The organism is Alkalihalobacillus sp. BA299 (genome assembly GCF_017745675.1).
GTDB lineage: Bacteria > Bacillota > Bacilli > Bacillales > Bacillaceae_F > Alkalihalobacterium.
The window spans coordinates 20,269-44,239 of sequence record NZ_JAFLJM010000018.1; the positions used below are offsets into that span (position 1 = coordinate 20,269).

General features: G+C 32.8%; 15 protein-coding genes and 2 riboswitches. Of the genes, 12 read left to right on the forward strand and 3 right to left on the reverse strand.

The features are described from left to right. The first annotated feature begins 112 nt into the window (after positions 1-112). Both J0N78_RS20010 and J0N78_RS20015 read left to right on the forward strand, forming a co-directional pair. Positions 113-1,885 (forward strand): sensor histidine kinase, encoded by a 1,773-nt coding sequence (locus J0N78_RS20010; protein ID WP_209124897.1) that lies wholly within the window; start codon positions 113-115, stop codon positions 1,883-1,885. Then, positions 1,866-3,461, forward strand: coding sequence for a response regulator transcription factor (locus J0N78_RS20015; protein WP_209124898.1), 1,596 nt, complete (start codon positions 1,866-1,868; stop codon positions 3,459-3,461). Before J0N78_RS20010 ends, J0N78_RS20015 begins: the two co-directional genes overlap by 20 nt. Positions 3,462-3,551: 90 nt before the next feature. Here the strand turns inward: J0N78_RS20015 and J0N78_RS20020 are convergent, their stop codons facing one another. Continuing rightward, positions 3,552-5,060 (reverse strand): ATP-binding protein, encoded by a 1,509-nt coding sequence (locus tag J0N78_RS20020; RefSeq protein ID WP_209124899.1) that lies wholly within the window; start codon positions 5,058-5,060, stop codon positions 3,552-3,554. Between the two features lie 230 nt (positions 5,061-5,290). Between J0N78_RS20020 and J0N78_RS20025 the strand changes: the two genes are divergently transcribed. The 7 genes from J0N78_RS20025 to J0N78_RS20055 all read left to right on the forward strand — a co-directional run bounded on the left by J0N78_RS20025 (position 5,291) and on the right by J0N78_RS20055 (position 15,599). Next, complete coding sequence (locus tag J0N78_RS20025; RefSeq protein ID WP_209124900.1) at positions 5,291-5,662, forward strand: PilZ domain-containing protein; 372 nt, start codon at positions 5,291-5,293, stop codon at positions 5,660-5,662. Positions 5,663-5,962: 300 nt separating this feature from the next. Continuing rightward, the gene (locus J0N78_RS20030) at positions 5,963-7,390 is read left to right on the forward strand and encodes an ATPase domain-containing protein (protein WP_209124901.1); all 1,428 of its coding nucleotides are present in this window, start codon (positions 5,963-5,965) and stop codon (positions 7,388-7,390) included. Positions 7,391-7,405: 15 nt separating this feature from the next. Beyond that, on the forward strand, positions 7,406-7,660 hold the full coding sequence (locus J0N78_RS20035) for a hypothetical protein (RefSeq protein WP_209124902.1): 255 nt from the start codon (positions 7,406-7,408) through the stop codon (positions 7,658-7,660). Further along, positions 7,645-9,777, forward strand: coding sequence for a LuxR C-terminal-related transcriptional regulator (locus J0N78_RS20040; RefSeq protein ID WP_209124903.1), 2,133 nt, complete (start codon positions 7,645-7,647; stop codon positions 9,775-9,777). The genes J0N78_RS20035 and J0N78_RS20040 overlap by 16 nt, the downstream gene beginning before the upstream one ends. Before the next feature lie 876 nt (positions 9,778-10,653). Next, on the forward strand, positions 10,654-13,965 hold the full coding sequence (locus J0N78_RS20045; RefSeq protein ID WP_209124904.1) for an EAL domain-containing protein: 3,312 nt from the start codon (positions 10,654-10,656) through the stop codon (positions 13,963-13,965). A 59-nt stretch (positions 13,966-14,024) separates the two neighbouring features. Beyond that, positions 14,025-14,110: riboswitch (cyclic di-GMP riboswitch) on the forward strand. Positions 14,111-14,227: 117 nt separating this feature from the next. Continuing rightward, positions 14,228-14,800: a helix-turn-helix domain-containing protein gene (locus J0N78_RS20050; protein ID WP_209124905.1), complete on the forward strand. Its 573-nt coding sequence runs from the start codon at positions 14,228-14,230 to the stop codon at positions 14,798-14,800. A 77-nt stretch (positions 14,801-14,877) separates the two neighbouring features. Beyond that, positions 14,878-14,960: riboswitch (cyclic di-GMP riboswitch) on the forward strand. A gap of 426 nt (positions 14,961-15,386) precedes the next feature. Further along, on the forward strand, positions 15,387-15,599 hold the full coding sequence (locus J0N78_RS20055; protein ID WP_209124906.1) for a MotA/TolQ/ExbB proton channel family protein: 213 nt from the start codon (positions 15,387-15,389) through the stop codon (positions 15,597-15,599). Positions 15,600-15,602: 3 nt separating this feature from the next. Here the strand turns inward: J0N78_RS20055 and J0N78_RS20060 are convergent, their stop codons facing one another. Next, a complete protein-coding gene (locus J0N78_RS20060) occupies positions 15,603-16,481 on the reverse strand; it encodes a radical SAM/SPASM domain-containing protein (protein ID WP_209124907.1) in 879 nt (292 codons plus the stop codon). A 428-nt stretch (positions 16,482-16,909) separates the two neighbouring features. Further along, positions 16,910-17,590: a hypothetical protein gene (locus tag J0N78_RS20065; RefSeq protein ID WP_209124908.1), complete on the reverse strand. Its 681-nt coding sequence runs from the start codon at positions 17,588-17,590 to the stop codon at positions 16,910-16,912. A gap of 183 nt (positions 17,591-17,773) precedes the next feature. Here J0N78_RS20065 and J0N78_RS20070 point away from each other — a divergent pair, with 183 nt between their 5' ends. From J0N78_RS20070 to J0N78_RS20080, 3 genes are all read left to right on the forward strand, one after another. Next, positions 17,774-18,526: a Cof-type HAD-IIB family hydrolase gene (locus J0N78_RS20070; protein WP_374193944.1), complete on the forward strand. Its 753-nt coding sequence runs from the start codon at positions 17,774-17,776 to the stop codon at positions 18,524-18,526. 496 nt (positions 18,527-19,022) lie between these two features. After that, a complete protein-coding gene (locus tag J0N78_RS20075) occupies positions 19,023-21,665 on the forward strand; it encodes a PAS domain S-box protein (protein ID WP_209124909.1) in 2,643 nt (880 codons plus the stop codon). Positions 21,666-21,794: 129 nt separating this feature from the next. Next, positions 21,795-23,720, forward strand: a complete 1,926-nt coding sequence (locus tag J0N78_RS20080; protein WP_209124910.1) for an ATP-dependent DNA helicase — start codon at positions 21,795-21,797, stop codon at positions 23,718-23,720. Positions 23,721-23,971 lie beyond the last annotated feature (251 nt).

Genomic DNA, 23,971 nt, shown 5'->3' on the forward strand with positions numbered 1-23,971 from the left:
TAATTAACTTTTACTAGGATTATATTATTTCAAAAGCATGTCTATACGTAGATGTGCTTTTTCTCTATACTTTGATTATGGTATTGTTCAGTTCAAGTCAGGAGGAAAAGCATTGTTAAAAAGTAGCATTAGAAATAAACTGATTGTTTTATTATTATTAATTACAATCATTCCTTTTGGAACATCAATTATCGTTACGTTTTTCTACACGAAGGAATCTTTAAAAAATCAGTCGGTTCAAGAAAATGTTAATCTATTATTTCAAGGAAAAATTAATATCGAAACGTATATAAGGGAACTAAATAATTTCACACTTTCCTTTTATAATAACGCAGAGTTCTTGAACTATTTGAAAAAGCAAAATGATGTTAGTAATTATATGTCAACGGGTGTTGTTCATTATGTACTCAATTCATTATTATATAGTGATCAAAATATAAATAAAGTTTCCATTTTGATGGAAAAAGATCCAAAGCTAATCTCTGTTTCGAAACGATCTACCATTGTTTATTCCGAACATGTGGATGATAGATTAGTAAAAGCGTATTTAAAAGCACAAGAAGACCCAACTAACCTCTATATCGAATCGACGAATGGATCAAAGGAAGTTACACTTCACCGAGTATTTAGAGATGTACCAGCAGATGATATTTTAGCTTATATTTCAATCCAAATCAGAACCGATAAAGTTGATGAACTTAGTAAAAACCTATATCACCATGGATTGGAAGACTTTTATGTTCTTACTAGAGAAGGTCAATTTATCTACCAATCTCGTAAATTAGTGAATAAAGATGAAAATCAATGGATGCATGAAATTCTTGAATCTGGTACAGAAAGTGGAACGATTGAATGGAAGGATGAATCTTTTCACGGTGTAATGATATACGATACAACGTCTGATTCAACAGGGGGATTGATACTTGTTAAACGAATTCCATTTACATCACTTTATGAAAGTGCTTACGGGGTTGCTATAATTAATATAATCTTTGGGATTATTGGTTTAACACTCGTTATATTCGCTACATTTTTTGTTTCCTATAAAATTACTTCACCAATTACTGTCCTGATGCAAAATATACGTGAAATTGAAAAGGGAAATATGAAAGCACAGTTCCAATCACTCGGTAATGACGAAATTGGTATTTTAGGTGATCGTTTTAAGCAGATGATAAATAAAATTAATCAATTAATTAATCGAGAATATAAACTGCAATTAGAAAATAAAACAAATCAATTAAAGGTGTTGTATTCTCAAATCAACCCTCATTTCCTATATAACACGTTGCAATCGATCGGTACATTGGCACTAAAACGACAAGTGCCTGAGATCTATACATCTCTTACCGACCTCTCACAAATTATGAGATATAGCATGAATATGGATGAAGATATCGTACCACTCCATAAAGAGATCAATTATACGAAGTCTTATTTATTACTACAAAAACAACGTTTTGGAGAAGAGTTAGATTATTGTCTTGACATTGAGGAAAGTGCTCTTGATATTAGCGTACCAAAGATGCTTTTACAACCAATTATTGAAAATTATTTTAAACATGGCTTTGATGTTCGAGAAGGAATCGGACAAATAAGAATTAAGTGTAAAAAGATCGATTCAATGTTACTCATTCAAATAAGGGATAATGGGAAAGGTGTTACAGAGCAAAAGCTTCATGAGATCCTACAGCATTTAAATGCAGATCACAATAACGGGAAAGGTGAGTCAAGTATCGGCTTAAAAAATGTTTACACTCGTTTAAAACTCTATTATTCGGATAAATCAACGTTGGAGCTTAAAAATCTAGAACAAGGAGGCTTCCTTGTTATTATAAAAATACCAATAGAGATGGAGGTAAACCATGAAAGCAATTTTAGTTGATGATGAAATGCATGTTCGTGAAGGACTACGCCTTTTAGCCGATTGGGAAAGCTTTGGGATTACTACGATATTAGAAGCATCTGACGGGGCTGAAGCGATGCAATTAATAACGAAATATGAACCGGAGATTATATTTACTGACATGAATATGCCTAGATGCGATGGGATAGATTTGTTAAAATGGATAGCTTCAGTCGAGCTAAATTCAAAGACGATTGTTATTAGTGGATATGACGACTTCAAATACACAAAGAATGCTATTACCTACGGGAGTTTTGATTATTTATTAAAACCGATCAACCCGACAGATTTAAATGATACGTTGTCACGTGCAATGAAACAGTGGCATCAAGAAAATGACCAACGAATATCTCATAAAGAAAATGATCAAGTGATTTGGGATCACCTTTTATCTAGTTGTTTAAATCAACCAAGATTATCAAAGCGAGCGATTAAACAAATCGAAAAAGAATATCAAATTGATGTTTCCTTTGAAATGTTTACGTTTGCTTTACTACCTATGAATGGAATTATTAATAAAAAATATGAAGGAAATACTAATCATGCATTTTCTACATTAATTTCTATTTGTAACGATGTACTACAAACTCCTGGATGCCAAAAAGGGGTAGCTTTTCGCAACATTAACAAAGAGGATGAACTGACGATTCTTTTTTGGCATTGTGAAAATGAAAAAAAAGAACTCCAACTATTAACAAGGCAGCTGTTGGAAACAACCGGTTTTCAATGTATGATAGCAATGGGCCAATCTTCACATCAGTTTCTTCAAGCCTACGAATTTGCAACCACCGAACTCCTGAAGCAAAACCTTTTGCAAATGAATATGGGTCAATCTATATTGTCTAAAAAAGACCACTTAGATTGTTTAGTCCATCTATTTGATTATTCTGAGAGAATTAAATGGGCTATACAAAGTGGAAGTACTGAACAAATAGATCGTATGTTAGATGAAGTCTTTCAAACTTTTGAAAATAATAAATATTTCCCTTTCGAACAACTTCAACTTTGGGAGACACAATTTGAAATGTTAAAAGAACATTGGTTAAAAGAATATGAAATTAATAATAAAAGTAATCTATATAAAGGTATTCAATATTGGAATACACAAGGTTGTTTTTCGATAGAAGACTTCAAAAAAGAAAAGCAACGTGAATTTCACGAGCTAATTCATCTAGTCTACGAAGCTAAGTTTCAAAAGGAAAAAAATACTATGCAGATGATCGAGGATTATATTAAGAGTAACTACCAAAAAGATTTAAAGCTTCAAGATATTGCCGATCGTTTTTTCTTAAGCAGAGAATACATCTCAAGAAAGTTTAAACAAGAGAAGAAAGAAACGATTACTGACTTCATAACTACTACACGAATCAAAAGAGCAAAGGAATTATTAGAAAACCCGTACTTGAAAATTTATGAAGTGGCTGAAGCGGTAGGCTATCAAAATGACAAATATTTTGTTAAAGTTTTTAAGAAATTAGAGGGGTTAACACCAAGTGAATATCGAAATTCTAAAGTTAAACAAATTGGCCCTATAAATGGGGAATATTCTAATTAACATGTATAAGGGAGTATAACTAAATATCGAACAAAGACAAAAGCACCTCTACTTATCGTCATGATGTAGTAAGAGTGCTTTTGTCTTGCATTAACTATCTTTTATAGCTAAAGGAATGTTCAGTTTTACTTCTGTGCCTTGTCCAACGGTACTTTGAATTTTTATTTTCCCACCGTACGCTTCTACAATTCGTTTACAAACGACTAGTCCTAAACCTGTACCTGTTTCCTTCATTGTGAAAAATGGATTAAATACTTTCTTTAATACGTCTTGAGACATTCCTATACCATTATCAATAACTTTAATTATACATTCGTTTTGATGCTGTTCTAAGTAAATGATAACTTTTCCACCACTATTTACAGCCTCTAAAGCGTTTTTTAGTAAATTCAGAATGACCTGTTTAAGATGATCCTTGACACAAAGGATAGGTAGTTCTTCATTAGAATAATGGATACATAAATGAACACTTTTAAAATTGGCTTCGGACTTTATAATTGGTTCTATTTCTTTAATAATGTCATTTACACAGCACTTTTTTAATGTATGAGCTGTTGGTTTTCCTAATAACAATAGTTCACTCACAATCGAGTTAATACGTTTGACTTCTTCTTGTATGATCGTAAAATAAAGTTGATCTTTTTGATCAGTATATTTCTCACTTAGAAGTTGAATTAACCCTTTAATTCCAGTTAGGGGATTTCTAATTTCGTGTGCTGTACTTGCTGCTAGGTTTTCAACTAATTCTAGCTTTTGTAATTCATTTTGTTTTTTCTCCATTTTAACCTGTTTTTTAAGTAAAAAATATTGGATGACAAGAAATAAAATATGAGTAAGTATAAGTAAAAGACCAAAGTTTGTTAGAAACACTTGAAAGAAAAGGTTATTTTCTTGCGGTTGAACGTGAGCGTGAATGGACCAAGGTACACTTTCAATATCATACGAATAATGATACGAACTTTCATCAATAGGTGAAGAATGTGTTTGCATAATCGTTTGTCCAGTATCATCCATTACAATTATAGTTTCATCTTCGACCTGATTGAGTACAAATTCTTCTATTTTGTCTATTCTCAAACTAGCTAGTAATACTCCATTAACTTCACTACTTTTATTGACAGGAGTTGCTATTGTAACAATAAATCTCCCGGTAACCCGACCGATATGTGCTGGTGAAATCGTATAGCTTCCTGATTTTATCGCTTTTTGGAAGTAATCACGATCAAAGACATTTACTGGTGAGGTAAGTTCATTCGTACCTATTAATAAGTCACCTTGTGGATTGGCCCAATAAAAGCCAGAGAACCTTACATCTTTTTCATGTGTCCTCTTGAGAACTTCCTCTACACTACTTAAGTCATAAGGGTTAATTTCAATTAGTGTAGCTAACATATCGAGCCTACTAACGGTTTCACGGATAAATCCATCAATATGGTTTGCGTGATAATTTGCGTATGTTTGGGCCGTACTCATATATGTATTATCGTATTTTTCTATTTTCTCTATAGATAAGCTATAACTGATAACAATTGCTGGTAATAAAGTAACCATTAAATATAAGAGTACATTCTTTTTTGACTTGATCATCGAGTTCAACAAAGTATTTGTCCCCTTTAGAGCTTTTATTGATATTTTATCATTAATAAAATCGATATGATAGATAAACTCAGGTGAATGAATGATAAGCAACCATTACTATAATTATCAAAATTTGTTAAATTTTTTCTTTATACTATTTAAAAGAAGGGTATAATTAGGCTATTCATAATCAAATAGACGAAGTAAAACTATCGATCTTTTTTAGAGAGAAGAGGGGGATGATTTATTTAATGGGAGGAAAAAGATTCAAACGTAACGAAGCGTTTCGTTATGATTTTGGTAAACCGCTAGATTGTGAATATCGTGTAATTAAAAAGGAAAAGGGAATCGAAACAAAATCTGTAGTAATCGCTGGAAAGATTATCAATATTAGCCCAAACGGATTGCAACTAAGTGATGGAGCGTATACATATGAAATAAAAATCGGAGAAGCGTTAGAATTTACTTTTACACTAACATCTGATTTATTAATTTTAGTTGGAGAAGTGGTTTGGAAAAAAACAGAATTTCAAGGAAATTTATATGGGATACGGTTTTTATCATTAGGAATGGAACAAGTGATTATTGATGAATTAAAGAAATATGCTAAAGAGCGACTTTAAAAATGATATTGATGTGTGAAGTAATCTTGATAATATAATTTGTAAATTAGAGAAGTGGTTACTATGAAAGTATTCAATCTAGAATTGAACAAATTAAACTAACAGGAATCACAGCAGAAAAACTAGTATTGCTTTCAAATTATAAAACTACTCTTTTACCTATCATCTATGATAATATAAGGTAGAATCGTTCCATCAATATCAAAAGAGTTTGTCTTTTTTTGTCGAACATCTATAAAGAATATACTTCTTTTGACATAATAAATAAGGTCAACTAAAAATTAGGGGTGTTTTTTCAAAATGAACTCATATACAACAACTGGAATAGAAGGGCTAGACTTTATTTTATCTGGCGGCTTTCCTGTTGGCTCTTCTATATTATTAGATGGTGCACCAGGTACAGGTAAAACAATTTTAGGTATGCAATTTTTATATAATGGTGCAATAAATAACATCGAATCTGGAATTTATATTACCTTTGAAGAATTTCCAGATCAAATTTATAAAGAATTGACTACATTTGGCTGGGATTTGAAACAACTAGAGAAAGAAAATAAATTACGTGTCATTTGCATGTCACCCGAAGTACTTCTTGAACAAATGAAACAACCTAATGGACTATTTGAACAAATCATTAAAGAACTCAATTGTAAGCGAGTTGTGATCGATAGTTTGAATTTGTTGCATTTTGGTATTGAAGACCAAGTAGAAAAAAGAAAAGCAGTTTATACATTAAGAAATATTTTACGGAAATATTCATTAACTTCCTTGTTAATTCATGAACAAACATCTATCATTCGAGAAGAAATTCCTTTCGTTAGTTATGTTGTTGATGGTGTTATTAAACTTTCTCTTCAAGACCATCAAACAATTTATCGTAAAAGAACGTTAGAAGTTTTAAAAATGCGTGGGTGTAAAATAAAGGAAGGGGAACATATTTATCGAATTACTAATGAAGGGATACACTTAGTTCCTGCCCTTTCCATGTTTGAAGATACGGTCGTCACTGAAAATCAAACAAATATCTCAACAGGAATTTCATCCTTAGACCGATTATTATTAGGCGGCATTCCAAGCGGCACGGCATTTATTCTTGATACGAATAGTAAAGCTAATTATAAATATTTTGTTGCTTCTATCATAACCAGTCGAATTAAATCTGGTGAAAAAGTCGTTCTTATTTTATCAAATTTAATGAATCTCTTGGAACTAGAACATATATATCATTTATACGGTGTTGACCTTGAAAAAGTTGTAAAGCAAGAAAAGATATATTTTATTGAACATTATGATCGTCCCATACCCGAAGCATATGAATCTGCTGTAATAAAAGTGAACCAAATGGGTAATGAAGAATATAAACAAACGATACGTGAAAAAGTGGATGCCATTGTATTACGAGGTGCTGAGCGAGGGGAAAAATGGTTTGTTTTTCATGACCTAAATACGATTGTATCGCAAAGAGGAAAAGACTTTGTAAAAACGTATTTTACGGAAGAAGTTGCTTTTATCACATCCGCAGGAGCTAGTTTGCTTGCTTTAAGTAATTTTACAGAAATTGGGGCAGAAACAGCAAGTTTCCTTGAAAGAACTTGTAATGGTGTATTCCAAACATGGGTAGATGGTAACTATCAATATTTCCAATTGAAGAAGTCCCCGCAAGGAAATATGTCTCAACCTTTACTTGTGGAGAACATCCAATCGAACCCTTTCATTCGGTTAATATAGGAGGAGCGTTATTAAATGGAATCTATTCATTTTAGTCCATTGCAAGTGGAATTAACAATGTTCTTTCAAGAAAATCCGTATACATTTGAAACCGTTAATGGTCTCGCGATTCGACTCGGAAGAAATATTGAAGACTTAAATTCAGTTTTAAACCAATTAGTAGAAAATATGATCTTAGAAGTCATTGGTACAGGAGATCAAGCCATTTATCGTTATATTCAGCCAGAACTTATGGACTTACACGAGGAGGAAAAATGGAAGGAAATTTAACATTTCTTCAAGATGTACAAGATGCATATGCTACATTGTCTGAATTAACAATTGTCATCACAGATTTAGAAGGAAATGAAGTAACAAACCCATCTGGTATTACCCCTTTAACGAAAATCGCTTTCGAAAAATGGATCACAAAAGAATTGTACCAAAGTCGTATACAGCCTCTTGCTGCCATACGAAATCCGTCAGTTTATGTTAATCATATTGGGCTTAAGGTAATTGTTTCCCCAATTCAAGTAAATGGACAAACGACTTACTATGTCTTTGCAGGGGCATTAATTCGAGATTCAACAAGGACTCTTGTAAGACAATATATAAAGAATAACTATAAAAACGCAGATGAAATTTTTGAAGCGCTTGAATTAACACCTGAACTTTCAGAAACAGAAATAAAAGCTAAGATGGACATCATTCAAAAATTATCTCAAGTCGTTAGAACCTACTTAACACACCAAACCGAAAAGCAATACAATAATCAAAAAGCATCTTTTATACATCAAAGTTTAGAATCTGTTCGGACTGGTACAGCCACTACATGTTCATTTATAGAAGAATTATTTAAGTTACATCGTGATATCGATTTTATTGGATTAGCGATCGAAGATAAAAGTGACCAATATGTAATTGAAACGATTCACGGAGATCATACTGACAAATTAAAAGGGCATGCCTTCTTAATAGGAGAAGGCTTTCTCGGTCATACCATCGCGACCGAGCAATTTCAATTTTGGCAAAATGTCCAAAATGACCCACGTACACACTTTTTTAAAAGTAACGATCTTGACCCGAAAAGCTTATTTTGTGTACCGATATATGGAGGAGATCGTGTAACAGGGATATTATTCGGGGGAAGTTCGAACGTTGAAATTAAGAATGAAAACGTTTTAGAATCTTTTAAAGTTTATTCATCTATATTAAATACATTATTAACGTCTAATAATATAAAACATGATTTACAAAACCACTTAATGGAATTATCAACATTTAATGAGATTTTCCGTGTAATTACAACGGTCAAAGATATGAAAAGGGTACTTTACATCCTTGTTGATATTAGTATTAATATTACTAGAGGCCCATTTACTTGTATCGTTTTTAAACCTAATATTAATCAATCTAAAGTCGATATAGTGTCGAGAGGGCTAGTAAAAAATGAAATCAATGATTATTGTTATGATGTAGCCATTCGAGCATTTTCAAATTCGACTAATGAGACCAATTTAAAGCAGCCATTTCAAAATAAAACGAACTGGGGAACGGATGTGATGGAATTTCCGTTACTATATAAAAATCGTTTATATGGTATGTTATGTGTTGGTTTATATCCGAAAAATGACCCAGATAAATATAAAGCTTTCCTATCCACATTGTCAGTAGCAGGTAGTATCTCATTTCATCTTTGTCAAAATAATAACAAAGAAAATTCTGATGAAGATGCTATTCAGTTATTGCAAGATGTTATGAACCACCTTAATAAAGAAAAACATATGGAATCCATTAAAATTGAAAGCCTTGTTAAAGACTTTACAGGCTTCATAAATGAAGAGGAATATACATCGTTAAAGAAAGTATGCCGTTTAGTTTGTTATAATATTGAATTTATAGAAAAATATATAAATGATCAAGAAATGCTATCGATCTTAGTTGAATGTCAAAACGTCTTACAAAATCAAAAGGCAAATAGAAGAGATAGTGAAATTTTAGGACTGCTTTATCATTATGTAACTCAAAACGAAAATATAGATACTATAAAAGTAATGTCAAATGTGAATGAGGATCTAAGAACAAAATTTGTTTCCTATATCAACCAACATTCCATTGTCGAAACAGAAATATCATTCGATAATGGTCAATTAATAACGAGTCAAAAACAAAAAAATCAAAATAGTGAAGGTCTATTAAAAAAAGAACTGAATTTATCTTCTAGAGAAGTTGACGTATTAAACCATATCTTAAAAGGCTACAACAACCGCGAAATTGCCGCTAATTTATTTATTAGTGAGCATACAGTTAAAAATCACATCACTAAGATTTTGCAAAAGTTAGAAGTTTCTGACCGTGCTCAGGCAATTGCAAAAGTTTATCAACTCGGATATTCTCCTCCTAATTAATAAGACACATTTTTATATTAATAAATTATGACTTTAAATAGGAATACACTCCTATTATATTTAGATGACTAGTACCTGATCATTATTAATATAGACATTAAGTTAACCTTATTTTTTACACTATTTTTCCTATATTAACAGTGTTTAAGTGTTTATAAATTAATTCGAAGATACCTAAATCCTTAGGTATCTTTTTTTGTCGTTTTTCGTTGTAAGGAGTATTGTCCTATATCATTATTACTGTGCAAATAAAAATAAGAGCTCGTGGTGATATACGTAATTACCATATTATTAGAAAATACATATATCAAAACAACTAGAAAATATTTTTCAAAAAACAATACTAATTTTGAAATTAATAAATGGAAAGGTAATCAAAAAATGATGAACAATGAAAGTTTACATTATCTCCAACCTTATATCGTATTACTCTTAAGAAATACTGATCTGACTAAAGGCAGGTGGATCCTCCTTAATATAGAGGAAAAATGGAATCTTGAACTGGAAATGTTGATACAAGTAAACATAGTAGATAAACGTATGGTGAAAGGTGGCTTGACCTACCATTATATAAAACCAACTGAAACACAGATCTATTTAACTGGTCGCCACTAAGAACAACTACCGAAAGAATCCAATAATAGGAATTAATTCTAAATATAAGGCTGTTTTCGTAAACTTTGTTGCTTTTGGACCGTTTTTTGAAAATAAAATAGGCTTTTCAAGACAAATTCATTTGTCTGAACGGCTATTTTATTTTCAAAACCTTCACGCTATGCGTGAAGAGCCAAGCATCCGCTTGGCTTACGGTCCAAAAGCTAAAAGCAACAATCTTTGAGAAAAGAGTCAAATATAAAAAACATTAGGGGTGATCATATGAAAAGGTTATTATCCAAAAGAAAAAATAACAAATTAGAATACATGAATAAAAATGAACTGTACAAAGATTTATATGCAAACTTTCCAGATGGTCTCTTTCTTATAAATTTAAGTGGTGAATTTATGGATTGTAACGAAGGATTAGAAACATTAACGGGTATTTCAAAAGATCATCTTTTATATTCTCACTTTAGAAATTTTATACACTCAGAAGACCTATTTGATGTCAATAAGTATTTTCAGCATGCACTGAAAGGTAAAATCCAAGATAAAGAATTCCGTGTTTTACATAAAAGTGGAAATATTCGTTATGTTAATGCAACGTTCGTACCAGCAAATGTTAACGGAAAAATATTAGGGGTATATGGAGCAGCTAAGGATATCACAGATAAAAAACATCTTGAAATGGCCTTAAAAGATAGTGAGATCTGGTTTGAATCTCTAATCCAACATTCATCAGACGTTATTGGTGTATTAGACGATAAAGGAATCATTAAATATCAAAGTTCTTCCGTTAAGAAATTATTAGGGTATGAACCAAATACTTTAATGGGTACTAACGGTTTCGATATTGTATATAAAAACGACTTAAAAAAAGCCCAAGATATATTTGATAAAGTATTAAAATCTGGAAACCTGACAGAAAAAACAGAATTAAGAATTAAAAAAGCTGATGGAAATTTAATATTTTGCGAAGTCTATGTTACGAATTTATTAATGGATGACAGGGTTAATAGAATCGTTGTTAACTATCGTGATATTTCCGAAAGAAAATCTTATGAGCAAGAAATTTATCGCATGGCATATCATGATTACTTAACAGGATTACCGAACCGGTTCATGCTAGAAACTAGTTTGTCAGAAGAAATCGAAAAATCGATGGACTTAAATAACAATCTAGCAGTTCTCCTCATTGACCTTGACCGATTTAAAGTAGTTAATGACAGTATAGGACATCATGCAGGTGATCTTTTATTAAAAGCAGTATCGAATCGTTTGAAAGAGACTATTGATGGCAAAGGGACTTTATTTCGTCAAGGCGGAGATGAATTTATTATCATTCTAACCGATGCCAACAGAGAAGTCGCTTCCATCGTTTCTGAGCGTATATTATCTTCCTTAGCTCAACCATTTACGATGAATCATATTGAAATCTTTACTTCGCCTAGTATCGGAATTACGATGGTTCCTGAAGATGGAAACTCTGTAGATCAAATTTTACGTAATGCTGACTTTGCGATGTACCAAGCAAAGAGAAATGGAAAAAATAGATACCATTTTTACTCGCCATCAAAAAGCAGTAACCTCCTTAATCCATTAAAAATGGAAATGGAACTTCATCGTGCGGTGGAGCGGGATGAGTTAACATTACACTACCAACCAAAGATTAATTTACAAACAGGTGAAATCGTAGGTGTTGAAGCGTTAATTCGGTGGAACCACCCTGAATGGGGGATGGTTTCTCCTGGCAATTTTATACCTCTTGCTGAAGAAACAGGGTTAATCATTCCGATTGGAGTATGGGCCGTCAAAACGGCTTGTCAGCAAAATAAAATATGGCATTCAAAAGGGTTTACAACCGTAGTTTCAGTCAATTTATCAGCGAGGCAGTTTACTCAATTAAGTTTGGTTCAATCGATACAATCAGCTCTTGAAGAGTCAGGACTAAAGCCACAATTTTTAGAGTTAGAAATTACAGAAAGTATGACGGCCAATATAGAACAATCGATCAAAACATTAAATGATCTTAAAGAGCTTGGTGTAAAAATTAGTATTGACGACTTTGGAACAGGGTTTAGCTCTCTTAATTATTTAAAAGAATTCCCTGTAGATACATTAAAGATTGACCAATCTTTTGTACGAGAGCTTTCCAATAATTCCAGTGACAAAACGATTGTAAAAACAATTATATCTATGGCGCATAACTTAAATCTAAACGTCGTTGCAGAAGGAATAGAAACAAAAGAACAACTCGTATTTCTACAACAGCATCTTTGCAATGAAGGACAAGGCTTTCTTTTTAGTAAACCAGTACCAGCTAACGAGTTAGAAAAGTCAATACATGAAATTAAACAAACCGTAAAAACCATCGGGATATCACACGAAGTTAGTGAGCGTCTATGGGCGGATGAATTATTACTAATGGCAAGAAAAGAACTTGAAAATACGGTTCGTCTACAGCAAGGGCTGACACTTCAACATTCAGATGAACCAATAAATGAAATGGAAGACCATTTCCAATTAATTGCAAAAAACATGACTGAATTAATAAGAGTTTTAGATGTAAACGGAAATACAAGGTATGTATCGCCATCCCATACTAATGTTTTAGGACATAAACTTCGATACTTTGAGGAAAATAGTGTTTTCGAACATATTCACCCTGATGATCAACCTTTGATAAAAGAAACATTCAAGCTTGTCGTTCAAAACAAAAAAGCAAGCTCACTTGAGTTCCGTTATTTACATGAAAAAGGGCATTGGGTCCTACTTGAATGTTCATTATCACCTATAACGAGTAAGGATGGGGATATAAAAAGAATAGTCATTATCGGAAGAGATATTACAGAAAAAAGGCGAACTGATGAAATGATCAGAAAGGCAGAAAAGTTAGAAGTAGTAAGTGAATTAGCTGCAGGGATAGCTCATGAAATAAGAAATCCTATTACTTCGATTAAAGGGTATGTCCATCTGTTAGAACAAGGGATAATAAAACCAGAATATTTTGATGTAATTCATTCTTCTTGCAATGATATGGAAGGGATAATTAATGGGTTTCTCGACATTGCTAAACCACAAATTATTCAACAAAAACGAGTCAACATACCTAAATTATTAGAAAATGTGGTTACATTAATACAAACGAATCTATATTCAAAAAGTATAGAAATCCACCTAGAAGTTGATGAAGATATTCCACTAATTAATTGTGATCCTGTTCAAATGAAACAAGTTTTTATGAATTTACTTACGAATAGTATAGAAGCAATTTCAAATCAAGGAACTATAAAACTTTATGTGAATATAAAAGATTCCAACTTAAAAATAAAAGTTATTGATAATGGCATTGGTATGAGTGAAGATCGCTTAAAAAAACTAGGGGAACCTTTTTACTGTATAAAAGAAAAGGGGATTGGCTTAGGTTTAATGTTGAGTTACCGGATAATATGGCAACATAACGGGACGATTTGTGTGCAAAGTGCAGAAAACATAGGTACGACCGTTGAAGTGACTTTACCTATCGTAGTGAAACAAAACAGTTTGGATAATAGCGGTGTAGACTGCTCAAAATCGATGATGATATATTAAATATTTTCATAATACGAATTTTTATAAAAAATTCTATAATTATATAAATGGATTATGACCTTCGATAACGGCAAACCTTTGTAAAAGCTGGGGACGCAAAACCATTGGCCTAAGGAGTTTACTCTATGGTCGTCAGGTTACCGAAAAGGTTGGTATGACCAGGTTGATTTTGTTACAAAACCAAATGTCCACCAATCTTTTTGGTGGGCATTTTTGTATATATTAAAGTTTATACTATTACATTAAATTACGGGTGGTTATTATGAAGCGAAAAAATTGGACGGAAGAAGAAATTTATTTTTTGTTGGAAAATGTAGGAACAATTAAACTTACTACGATCGCTCAAAAGTTAAACAGAAGCGAACACTCCATTCTTTGTAAGATGAAAAGACTTGGAATATCTAATACGAAAGAGCAAACGGGGTTACTGACAACGTGTGAGTTAGAAGATTTGCTTCAAGTGGATCGATCAACCATTAGACGTTGGATTACTGAACACGGTCTAAAATCCATCAAAAAAACAACAAGATCTAAAAAGAAATTTCACCTTATAAACACTAGTGATTTCTGGAGTTGGGCGTATCAAAACCGTGAAAAAGTAGATTTTTCAAAAATAGAATATCAGTCGATTGTTCCTGAACCAGACTGGGTGATGGATGAAAGAAAAAATGTGAAAAAAATAAACTATAAACAGTGGAGTACAATTGAAGAAATTAAATTACAGAATTTGATTTCAAAAGGTATTTCAATGCATGAAATAGCAAAAAAGTTAGGTCGCTCCCTCACTAGTGTAAAAAGAAAGTATGACCGATTAAAGCTTAGACAAATCATTTAAACCATAAAATGATAGGGATAACTTACCACTTAATACTATAATGAAATTTACGATATAAAATTAAGAAAAAATTAACCTAACGATAATAGCAAACTTATTGAAAAATAAGGACGCAAAACTACGGGCCTAAAGTACTAACTATGGTAGCCGGGTTACCGAAAAGGATTGGATATTGAAAGGTATAGGAGCGAGCGATTCTGAATGCCATTCATTTATCACAAGAGAAAAAGTTTATACTTAAACTTCAAGGGATCAATGAGCTAACACACCAAGTTTTTGAAACGATTGGAATCTACCAGATTCTAGAGACGGTACAAGGGGAGGTAGTTTGATGTACTACGGTGGATTAACTGTTACTCATTTTAAAAAATTCTGAAAACATAGATAAAACATTACAGAGGGAAATCAATCTAGCAAAAAACATTCAATCAAAATTATTAAACGGCTCAACACCAAAAAGATACAGACTTTTCAAGAGGAGGATTAAAACCTTTAATTTCTATTTTGTTAGAGAAAAAGTTTAAAAATTTTCCACCTCTTGCAAAAAAGTATGTCATTGGTGTAAGAAAAAGTGAAGATTATCTAAATGACAATGATTGATAAGACATCAATTATTGGCATCCTATTAGGTATCACTTCTATTTTATTAGGTTTAATTTTTAAAGGACCAAGTTTACTAGTATTATTAAATCCTGCAGCATTATTTATTATATTTTTTGGTACAGTTGCTACGATCCTAATTGGTTTTACTGATGACGAAGAGACTTACTCCACGTTTAGTATTTCCATATTTACTTAAAATTTACGTACCAAATCGTTTACGGTACCCACACTTTCTACATAATTCTTCTACTGCTTCTCGTCTAGAAAAACCATCATATAATTGATTAGCACGTTCTCCTTCAATAATTTCTGAGAAAGGCTTGTCATTAATATTACCTAAATTTATAATCCCTTCACCATCAAGACAGCAAGGAATAACCGTTCCATTTGCTAATATCCCTGCTTGATTTCTGAGCCCGTGACAAAAACCTTTTCCGTCATCTTCTTCTTCATGCAAGCTCGGCCATTTAAACTCAATATCCTGGTTTAAGTAAATTCGCTCTGCAATTTTCACTCCGGTGCCAGGCACCACTTTTTCTTCGATCTTATAATCAAGGTTAAATTCTTGCTCTATGATTTGGAGCACTTCACGATTACGCATCTTTTGCAAATTAGAAAGATTGTCCTCGGTTAAATTCCACAGCCTAAGGGAGACGATTAGGCTCGATTGGCTCGTTGCTTCCTTAATAAAGTCTAAGATGGTTCCTACGTATCCTTCTTTATCAGTAGAGCCTTCGTGTCCATCAAAGCTATGCAGTGAAAAATTCATTTGCCTTAATGCAGGCTTGTTCATAATTTTATGCTTTGCTTTTCGAAGTAATGTCCCATTCGTTGTAATATTAACTTTAAAGCCTTTTTCATGACTGATGTCTAATAACTGGTCTATTTTAGGGTGAAGTAGCGGCTCTCCTTTTACATGTAAATATATATAGTCGGTATAAGGCTTAATTTGATCCAACCGTTTTGAAAAATCTTCTACTGAAATAAACTGTTTTTGTCTTTCAGTGGGAGGGCAAAAGCTGCATGCGAGGTTACAAACACTCGTAATTTCCAAATAAAATTTTTTGAACTTTTTCAATCGTATTTTCCTCTTTTCTTTACCAAATCAACAAGCAAATCTGTCATAAGGATTAGTCTAAATGACGATTTTGACCTCTTTTATTATAACAAATCCCTGCAAGAGAGGAATATTGTTTCCTAGTGGGAATTTTTAAATTACATCAAATTAAGGTAAAAATAAAAGGCTGTTTTCGTAAACTTTGTTGCTTTTGGACCGTTTTTTGAAAATAAAATAGCCTTTTCAAGACAAATTCATTTGTCTGAACGGCTATTTTATTTTCAAAACCTTCACGCTATGCGTGAAGAGCCAAGCATCCGCTTGGCTTACGGTCCAAAAGCTAAAAGCAACAATCTCTGAGAAAAGAGCCAAATAAAAAGAAACCAACTCGAATTAAAAGTTAGCTTCTATATGTAAGTAAATATATCATTTGTATAGAGGACTTTAATTTAGTGGAGTTGTTGTTGAATTCGATCGTGTGTTGTTTCAATTTTCAATGGTAGAATATATAAATATTCGATTAGTCCTTCCAATAGTTCGATTAACAATCTTGCCATATCTTCATCAAGGTCTCGTTCTAATTCAAGAATTTGATGAAATTGGCTTTCAGGATGGATGAGATTTGTTAAGGATAAAATCGGCTTATTTAGGTCAAGGTGCTTTGGTAAATGCTCTAGTTGTTCTGAAAGAGATTGACCTTTGACCTTTTCACCAAGAAAACTTTTCACAACACTTTCAAGAACTCGTTTCGATAATACAGCTGTTGCTGATGGATCTTTTGACTGATAAACATTTAACGCAGAACGATAGGCACGAATAAGATCTTCAGGAATGTTTGAGTGGTTTTCTACTTGAGCAAATGGAGTTTTCGGATCATAAATATAAACTTCAACTTCCTCATTCGTTTTCTCTAAGTAATCAGATAGCATAATCACGAAAGAAGACAGTGATTTACACTCTGGGCAATTTCCTTTAGAGAACAAACCTGTTCGGTTCGCTTGATAGTCCGCTTTCAATGAGAAACGTGCGGTTTTACTGCATTCTGGACATTTGCATTTCACCTCTTTAGGAATTTTCACATGACCATACTGACTATAAGACAATATTGAACCTGGCAATATCCTTCTCATAATAAAATCCTCCTAAATGAAAACACAGCAAATCATAACTGGTGAATGAGTAAACTGCCGTCTTTTTATTATCATACCCAAAGTTCTATAATTGCTTATACGAAACGTTGAAAGTAAATTATTCCAAAAAAATCTGTTAGAATAGAAATAAATCAAAATATGCTTGGAGATGATAGGATGGAAATGAAAAAACAAAATAAAAAAAACATTAAATTAATAGCGATTGACATGGATGGGACATTACTAAATGATCGTAATGAAATTTCAGCGGAAAATCGTAAAGCGATAAAAGAAGCGGAGGAACGAGGAATTCATGTTGTCATTAGTACTGGACGTACGAGAATGACTTGTGATGACCTTGTAAAATCTCTTTCCCTTCGATCTTATTTAATTACTGTAAATGGAAGTGAAATTTGGGATGAAAATGGAAATTTAATTGAAAGACAATTACTTGAAGTAGAGCATATTAAACAAATGTGGGGGTTAAAACAACAACATAATACGTTCTGTTGGGCTGCTTCAGTAGGGAATGTATGGAAAGAAGAGTTTCCGGATGATTTTTCTGCACATGAATGGATGAAATTCGGTTTTGATGTTAAAGATGATGAAGTGCGACAATTGATTTTAGATGAATTAACAGAGAACGAAGCACTTGAAATTAGTAATTCAAGTCCTACAAATATTGAAATCAATGCTTCAGGTGTAAATAAAGCAAGAGCGATTGAAAAAGTGTGCATTCGATTAGGAATTACGATGGACAATGTTTTAGCGATGGGAGACAGTCTAAATGATTTAGCGATGATCAAGGAAGCAGGAGTTGGCGTTGCGATGGGAAATGCCCAGAACCATGTAAAAGAATGCGCGGATTGGGTAACAACTTCAAATTTAGAGGACGGCGTAGCTGTTGCCATTCGAAAATGGGGATTAAATAATTAATAGTTAATAAGAAAAGTTTGATGGACCGAAGCGACCTCGAGCCGATGACACCTGAAACTAGACAAGAAAAGCGGAAGCGCCCGTTCAGCGGCGTATGGACTGGAGCCCTCCGTATGAGATAAAGGCAACACAGAGAGTGTAAGCGATCTGATGTTAACTTATCGTAATGAGGAGAGCGAAGTCCACTAGACGCTGGGCGCTGTAGCTAGACATCCTCGAAATTTATAAATCTTATCTTCAATTAAAACAAGCCGGACCTCTTAATACTTTGAGGTTCGGCTTAGATTTATTTGTTAGAATTATTGTCACATCAATTCTGCTCATATTAGGGTAAAACGACTCTTGAACAAGGAAACTAGTCATTAATTAAAAACATATATACACAATGTTTTATTGTTAAACTAAGGATTTTTTTAGAGAATACCTATATAATTAAACTATAAATGTTCTGTAAGATGTATGAACATTTTTAGGTAAGGATGGAGGAGTTATTCTTATGAATCATCTAGAAGTAGTGCATCACAATATAAAATACATTTGTAGTCAGAGTCCAATTCCTATGATTGCTTTATCTAAAGATGGGATAATTGTATATAGCAATGAAGTAATTAATAGCTTAATACATAAGGATGAGAGCTTAATAGGAGCTTCTTTTTTTGATATAGTTGACGATAATTATCAGGATTATCTATATAATTCTTTAAAGTATTTAAGACAATCCATTGATTCTACTACACTTATGCTTGAATTGATGACCGTACATAAACATTGGTTAAAATTGCATTGTCGATTATTTTCAGATAAAAATGATACGTATTTTTTAATTAGTGTAGAAGATATTACGAAGCAAATTCAACGGGATTCATTACTAAAGCTAAATCAAGAATTGCTTAATATGATTGTTAAGCCTAAATCTATACATAAAGTATTACACCGAATATCTAAAATGGTTGAAGACCATTTTGTTAGAGAAGCGTATTGCTCTATTTTCTTATTAGATAATAATAATAGAACCAAAAATATAATTGCCCCAAGTCTTCCTAAAGAATATTATCAACGTTATTATGGTGTTGAAATTACTGAAAAAGGGTCTTGTGGGGCAGCGATGTATCGTAAAGAACTAGTAATTGTTTCAGATATTTCTACTGACAGACTATGGGAGGACTTAGCAGAGCATACTTTATCATTCGGACTTCGTTCGTGTTGGTCTATCCCTATTTTAATAGATAATAAGGTTGTTGGATCTTTCGCTATTTATCATCCTTATCCATCAACGCCAACAACTCTTGAATTGGAAATGATTGAGACGTGCGCTAATTTGATAGGACTAGCCATCGAACGAAGAAATACTGAAAATAGGTTAATACGTGAAACAGAAGAGCGATTTAAATTTGTCATGGATTTAATACCAGACCTTATTGTATTTAAAGATGATCAAGGTCGCTGGATAGAAGGAAATCAAACCGCTAGAGAAAAAATTTCATATTTTAAAGACAATCATTTCAATGAAACAGATCCAATATATCAACAATATAATGATTTTCTTTTCCAAGTCGATGAAACTGATCAATTAGCGCTACAATTTGGTACACCTATCCGAAGAGAATTAATTCTTCCGCAACTAAACGGCGAAGAAGAAGTATTTGATATTATTAAAGTTCCTTTTTCGGATGATCATATATTGCCTAAGGGATTAGTAGTAATCGGGCGAGAGATAACCGAAAGAAAGAAAACAGAACAATTATTAGAGCGGAATGAACAAAAATTCAAATCTTTATTTGACCATAATCCAAACGGCATTTGCATTATGGGTTTGACAGGAAAGGTGACAAGCTGTAATCGTGCTCTTGAAAAGTTACTAGGTTATTCGTTCAGTGAGCTCGCACAAAAATGTCACCAATTTGTTGCACCAGAAGATATAGATCGTGTAAGAAATTACTTCGAGAAATCATTGAATGGTGACTCTCAAAGTTATGAAATTAATGTCAAACATAAAACAGGTAATAAAGTTTATTTAAAAGTTACAAATGTACCAATTATTGTACAAGGAAGTGTTATTGGAGTTTACGGAATTATCGAGGATATAACTGAAAAAACAAAATCAGAAGAAAAACTTAAACAGACAAAGGAATTTCTAGAATCTTTAATTCATAATAGTGCAGACTGTATTGGTACATTTTCATTAGAGGGAAAACTTCTACATGTGAACCCTGCGATTGAAAATATCTATGGTTGGAAAATAGAAGAAATAGTCGATAAAAAGTTCCCTGTCCTCCCAGAAGAATTAACTGAGGAAATGAAGCAGATTATTTCCGAAATAAAAGAAGGTAAAGATATTATCGGTCTTGAGACGAAAAGACAGAAAAAAGATGGGACGCTTATTGATGTTAGTATTACTTATTCACCTTTACAAGATGAAACAGGTCAAGTTATTGGATTTATATCTGTTTCTCGTGATATAAGCGATCGAAAACGAACAGACGAACTATTAAAAAGATCGGATAAACTGTCTGTTATTGGTCAGCTTTCTGCAGCAGTTGCCCATGAAATTCGTAACCCATTAACATCAATCAAAGGATTTATTCAATTATTTAGAGATCGGATCGAAAAAGAATACACCGATTTAATGTTATCTGAATTAGAGCGAATTGAAGTGATCGTAACAGAATTTTTATCCTTAGCTAAACCACAAGCAAATTATTTTTTAGAAAAAGACCCAACTCTTATATTAAAAAATACACTGGCAATCATTGAAACTGAAGCATTACTAAATCAAATAGAAATCAAAAGTACAATTGATGAAAACACACCTTCAATCTTCTGTAATGAGCATAAGATTAAACAGGTGTTAATCAATGTATTAAAAAATGCCATTGAGGCAATGCCCAATGGCGGAACACTTCAAATTAAAATGAAAAATGAAAATCCTTATGTCATTATTGAAATTAGTGACCAAGGTTACGGAATTCCTAAAAATAAAATCCAAAAATTAGGTGAACCTTTTTATTCTAGTAAAGAACATGGTACGGGTTTAGGACTAATGGTTTGTTTCAAAATTATTGAAGAGCATAAAGGTACTATTACGATTGATAGTGAAGAAGGCGCAGGGACAACAGTAAGTATTAGATTGCCTGTGTAAGGTGATAAAAATATATATACAAATATGAAATAAAGCTTAACCGTAATAGTAGATGCTCCTAAATATGATACGAAAACCGTAACAGTATGTTCGGTACATAATATTACACAGATAGAACGGAGAATTAGAATGACACAATCCCTTCCTTTTACAGTTTCAAAAACTGAACGATTTTTTGATCGTCTAGGAGATTATGTTGGTGATGTATTTTATGATATCTTACCTGGTCATGGGTATGAGTTACGTGATGAACAAATTTATATGGCCTTTCAAGTTGAACAAGCATTTAAGAACAAAAGTGTAAGTTTTGCTGAAGCGGGGGTAGGGACAGGGAAAACATTCGTCTATTTATTATATTCGATTTGCTACGCACGTTATATGAGAAAGCCAGCTATCATTTCTTGTGCAGATGAAACACTAATCGAACAGTTAGTTAAAAAGGGGGGCGATATAGAAAAGCTTGAAAAAGCTCTCGGCCTTACAGTCGATGTTCGTTTAGCTAAAGCACGTGAGCAGTACGTCTGTATAAAGAAATTAGATATTCTTGCAAATCAAACAGAAGATGAAGACTTATTGCGTGTCCATGAAGACATACCAAGCTTCGTTTATGATACGAGCTCTTCAATGACTGTATTTGAGCGTTACGGCGATCGCAAACAATATCCTTGGGTATCGAATCAAAAATGGGAACAGGTTGCATGGGATCCGTTACAACAATGTTCAACCTGTGAGTGGCGTCATCGTTGCGGTCAAACACTTCAACGTAATCATTATCGTGAAGCAACCGATTTAATTATTTGCTCACATGATTTTTACATGGAGCATGTATGGACAAAAGAATCTAGAAAGCGTGAAGGACAGCTTCCTTTATTACCTGAAGCAAGTTGTGTTGTTTTTGATGAGGGACACTTACTCGAATTCGCTGCTCAAAAAGCTTTAACTTACCGTTTCCACTCTGAAACTTTAACAACGGTATTAACGGCATACATGAATCAAAATGTTCGGGAAGAATCACTTGTTTTAATCGAAGAGATATTAGCATTACATGACGAATGGTTTGACATTTTAAGAGCTTCGGCTAATTTAGTTGAAGGATCTACCCGACTTGATGTCCCTCGTTCAAAAATGATGCTGGACTTAGCACGGAGAATAGATCATTATGTACAAGAATTATTAGAACAACTTGTGTTTGACTCTGAATTATTTACACTTGAAGATTATCACGTGAAAATAATTGAAGAATATTTAGAGTTTTTCTCATACGGACTAAATATATTATTAAAAGAAGACGAAGGTATATTCTGGCTAGAGGAAAATAAACTTGAAACATCATTTGTAATTATGCCTCGTCTAGTCGAAGATGTTTTGAAGAAAGATGTGTTTTCACAAGGTATCCCATTTATATTTTCATCAGCAACGTTGTCAAAGAATGGTGATTTTTCGTACATTACTAATAGTCTCGGTATAACGAACTATACTTCATTTACTGTTGCATCACCATTTGATTATGATGTACAAATGAAATTGAAAGGTCATATTGAACTCAATGAACACATGAAGTGGAAGCATATCGGGAATTCTTTAGAAAATAACGCCGGACACTCTCTTATACTGTTTACATCAGTGGAGGAAATGAATCGTTTTCGCAAATGGGCAGATCAACGAACATGGGATTTTGAGATCGTCTATGAAGGAGATCAAGAAATCAGTCTTTCAGTGCAACATTTCCAGCAAAATCAATCTACAGTGCTTTGTGCATATCACTTATGGGAAGGTCTGGATGTGCCAGGTGAGGCGCTAACACAAGTAATTATTTCATCTTTACCATTTCCACCTCATGATCCAGTATTTCAAGCGAAACGAAAACATGTCGTAAATCCATTAAAAGAAATTGATACCCCTTATATGCTCCTCCGTTTACGGCAAGGATTAGGTCGATTAATTCGAAGTCGTGAAGATCGTGGGATTGCCCATATTTGGATGACAGAAAACCAAAAAGTGGCATATTTTGAAGAAATCAAAAAAATCCTGCCAACTGACCTAAAGTGGGAATGATTTATAGTAGGCTGACTCATATTGAAGTGTCAGCCTACTATTTTTTTTATAAAATATTTCTAAATTAAATAATTAAATACCAAATAGGATGGTGCCTTTCATTGTAAGGGTTTTCAGATTTAGAGTTTTTTAATTTTTGTAGGATTTTTAGTTTTTAAAAATATTTATATAATTCATACTATACAAGTATTCATCCCTTATTGTATAATGTGTGTATACAAAAGTTTATGCTTTATACAATGAATTTTGTA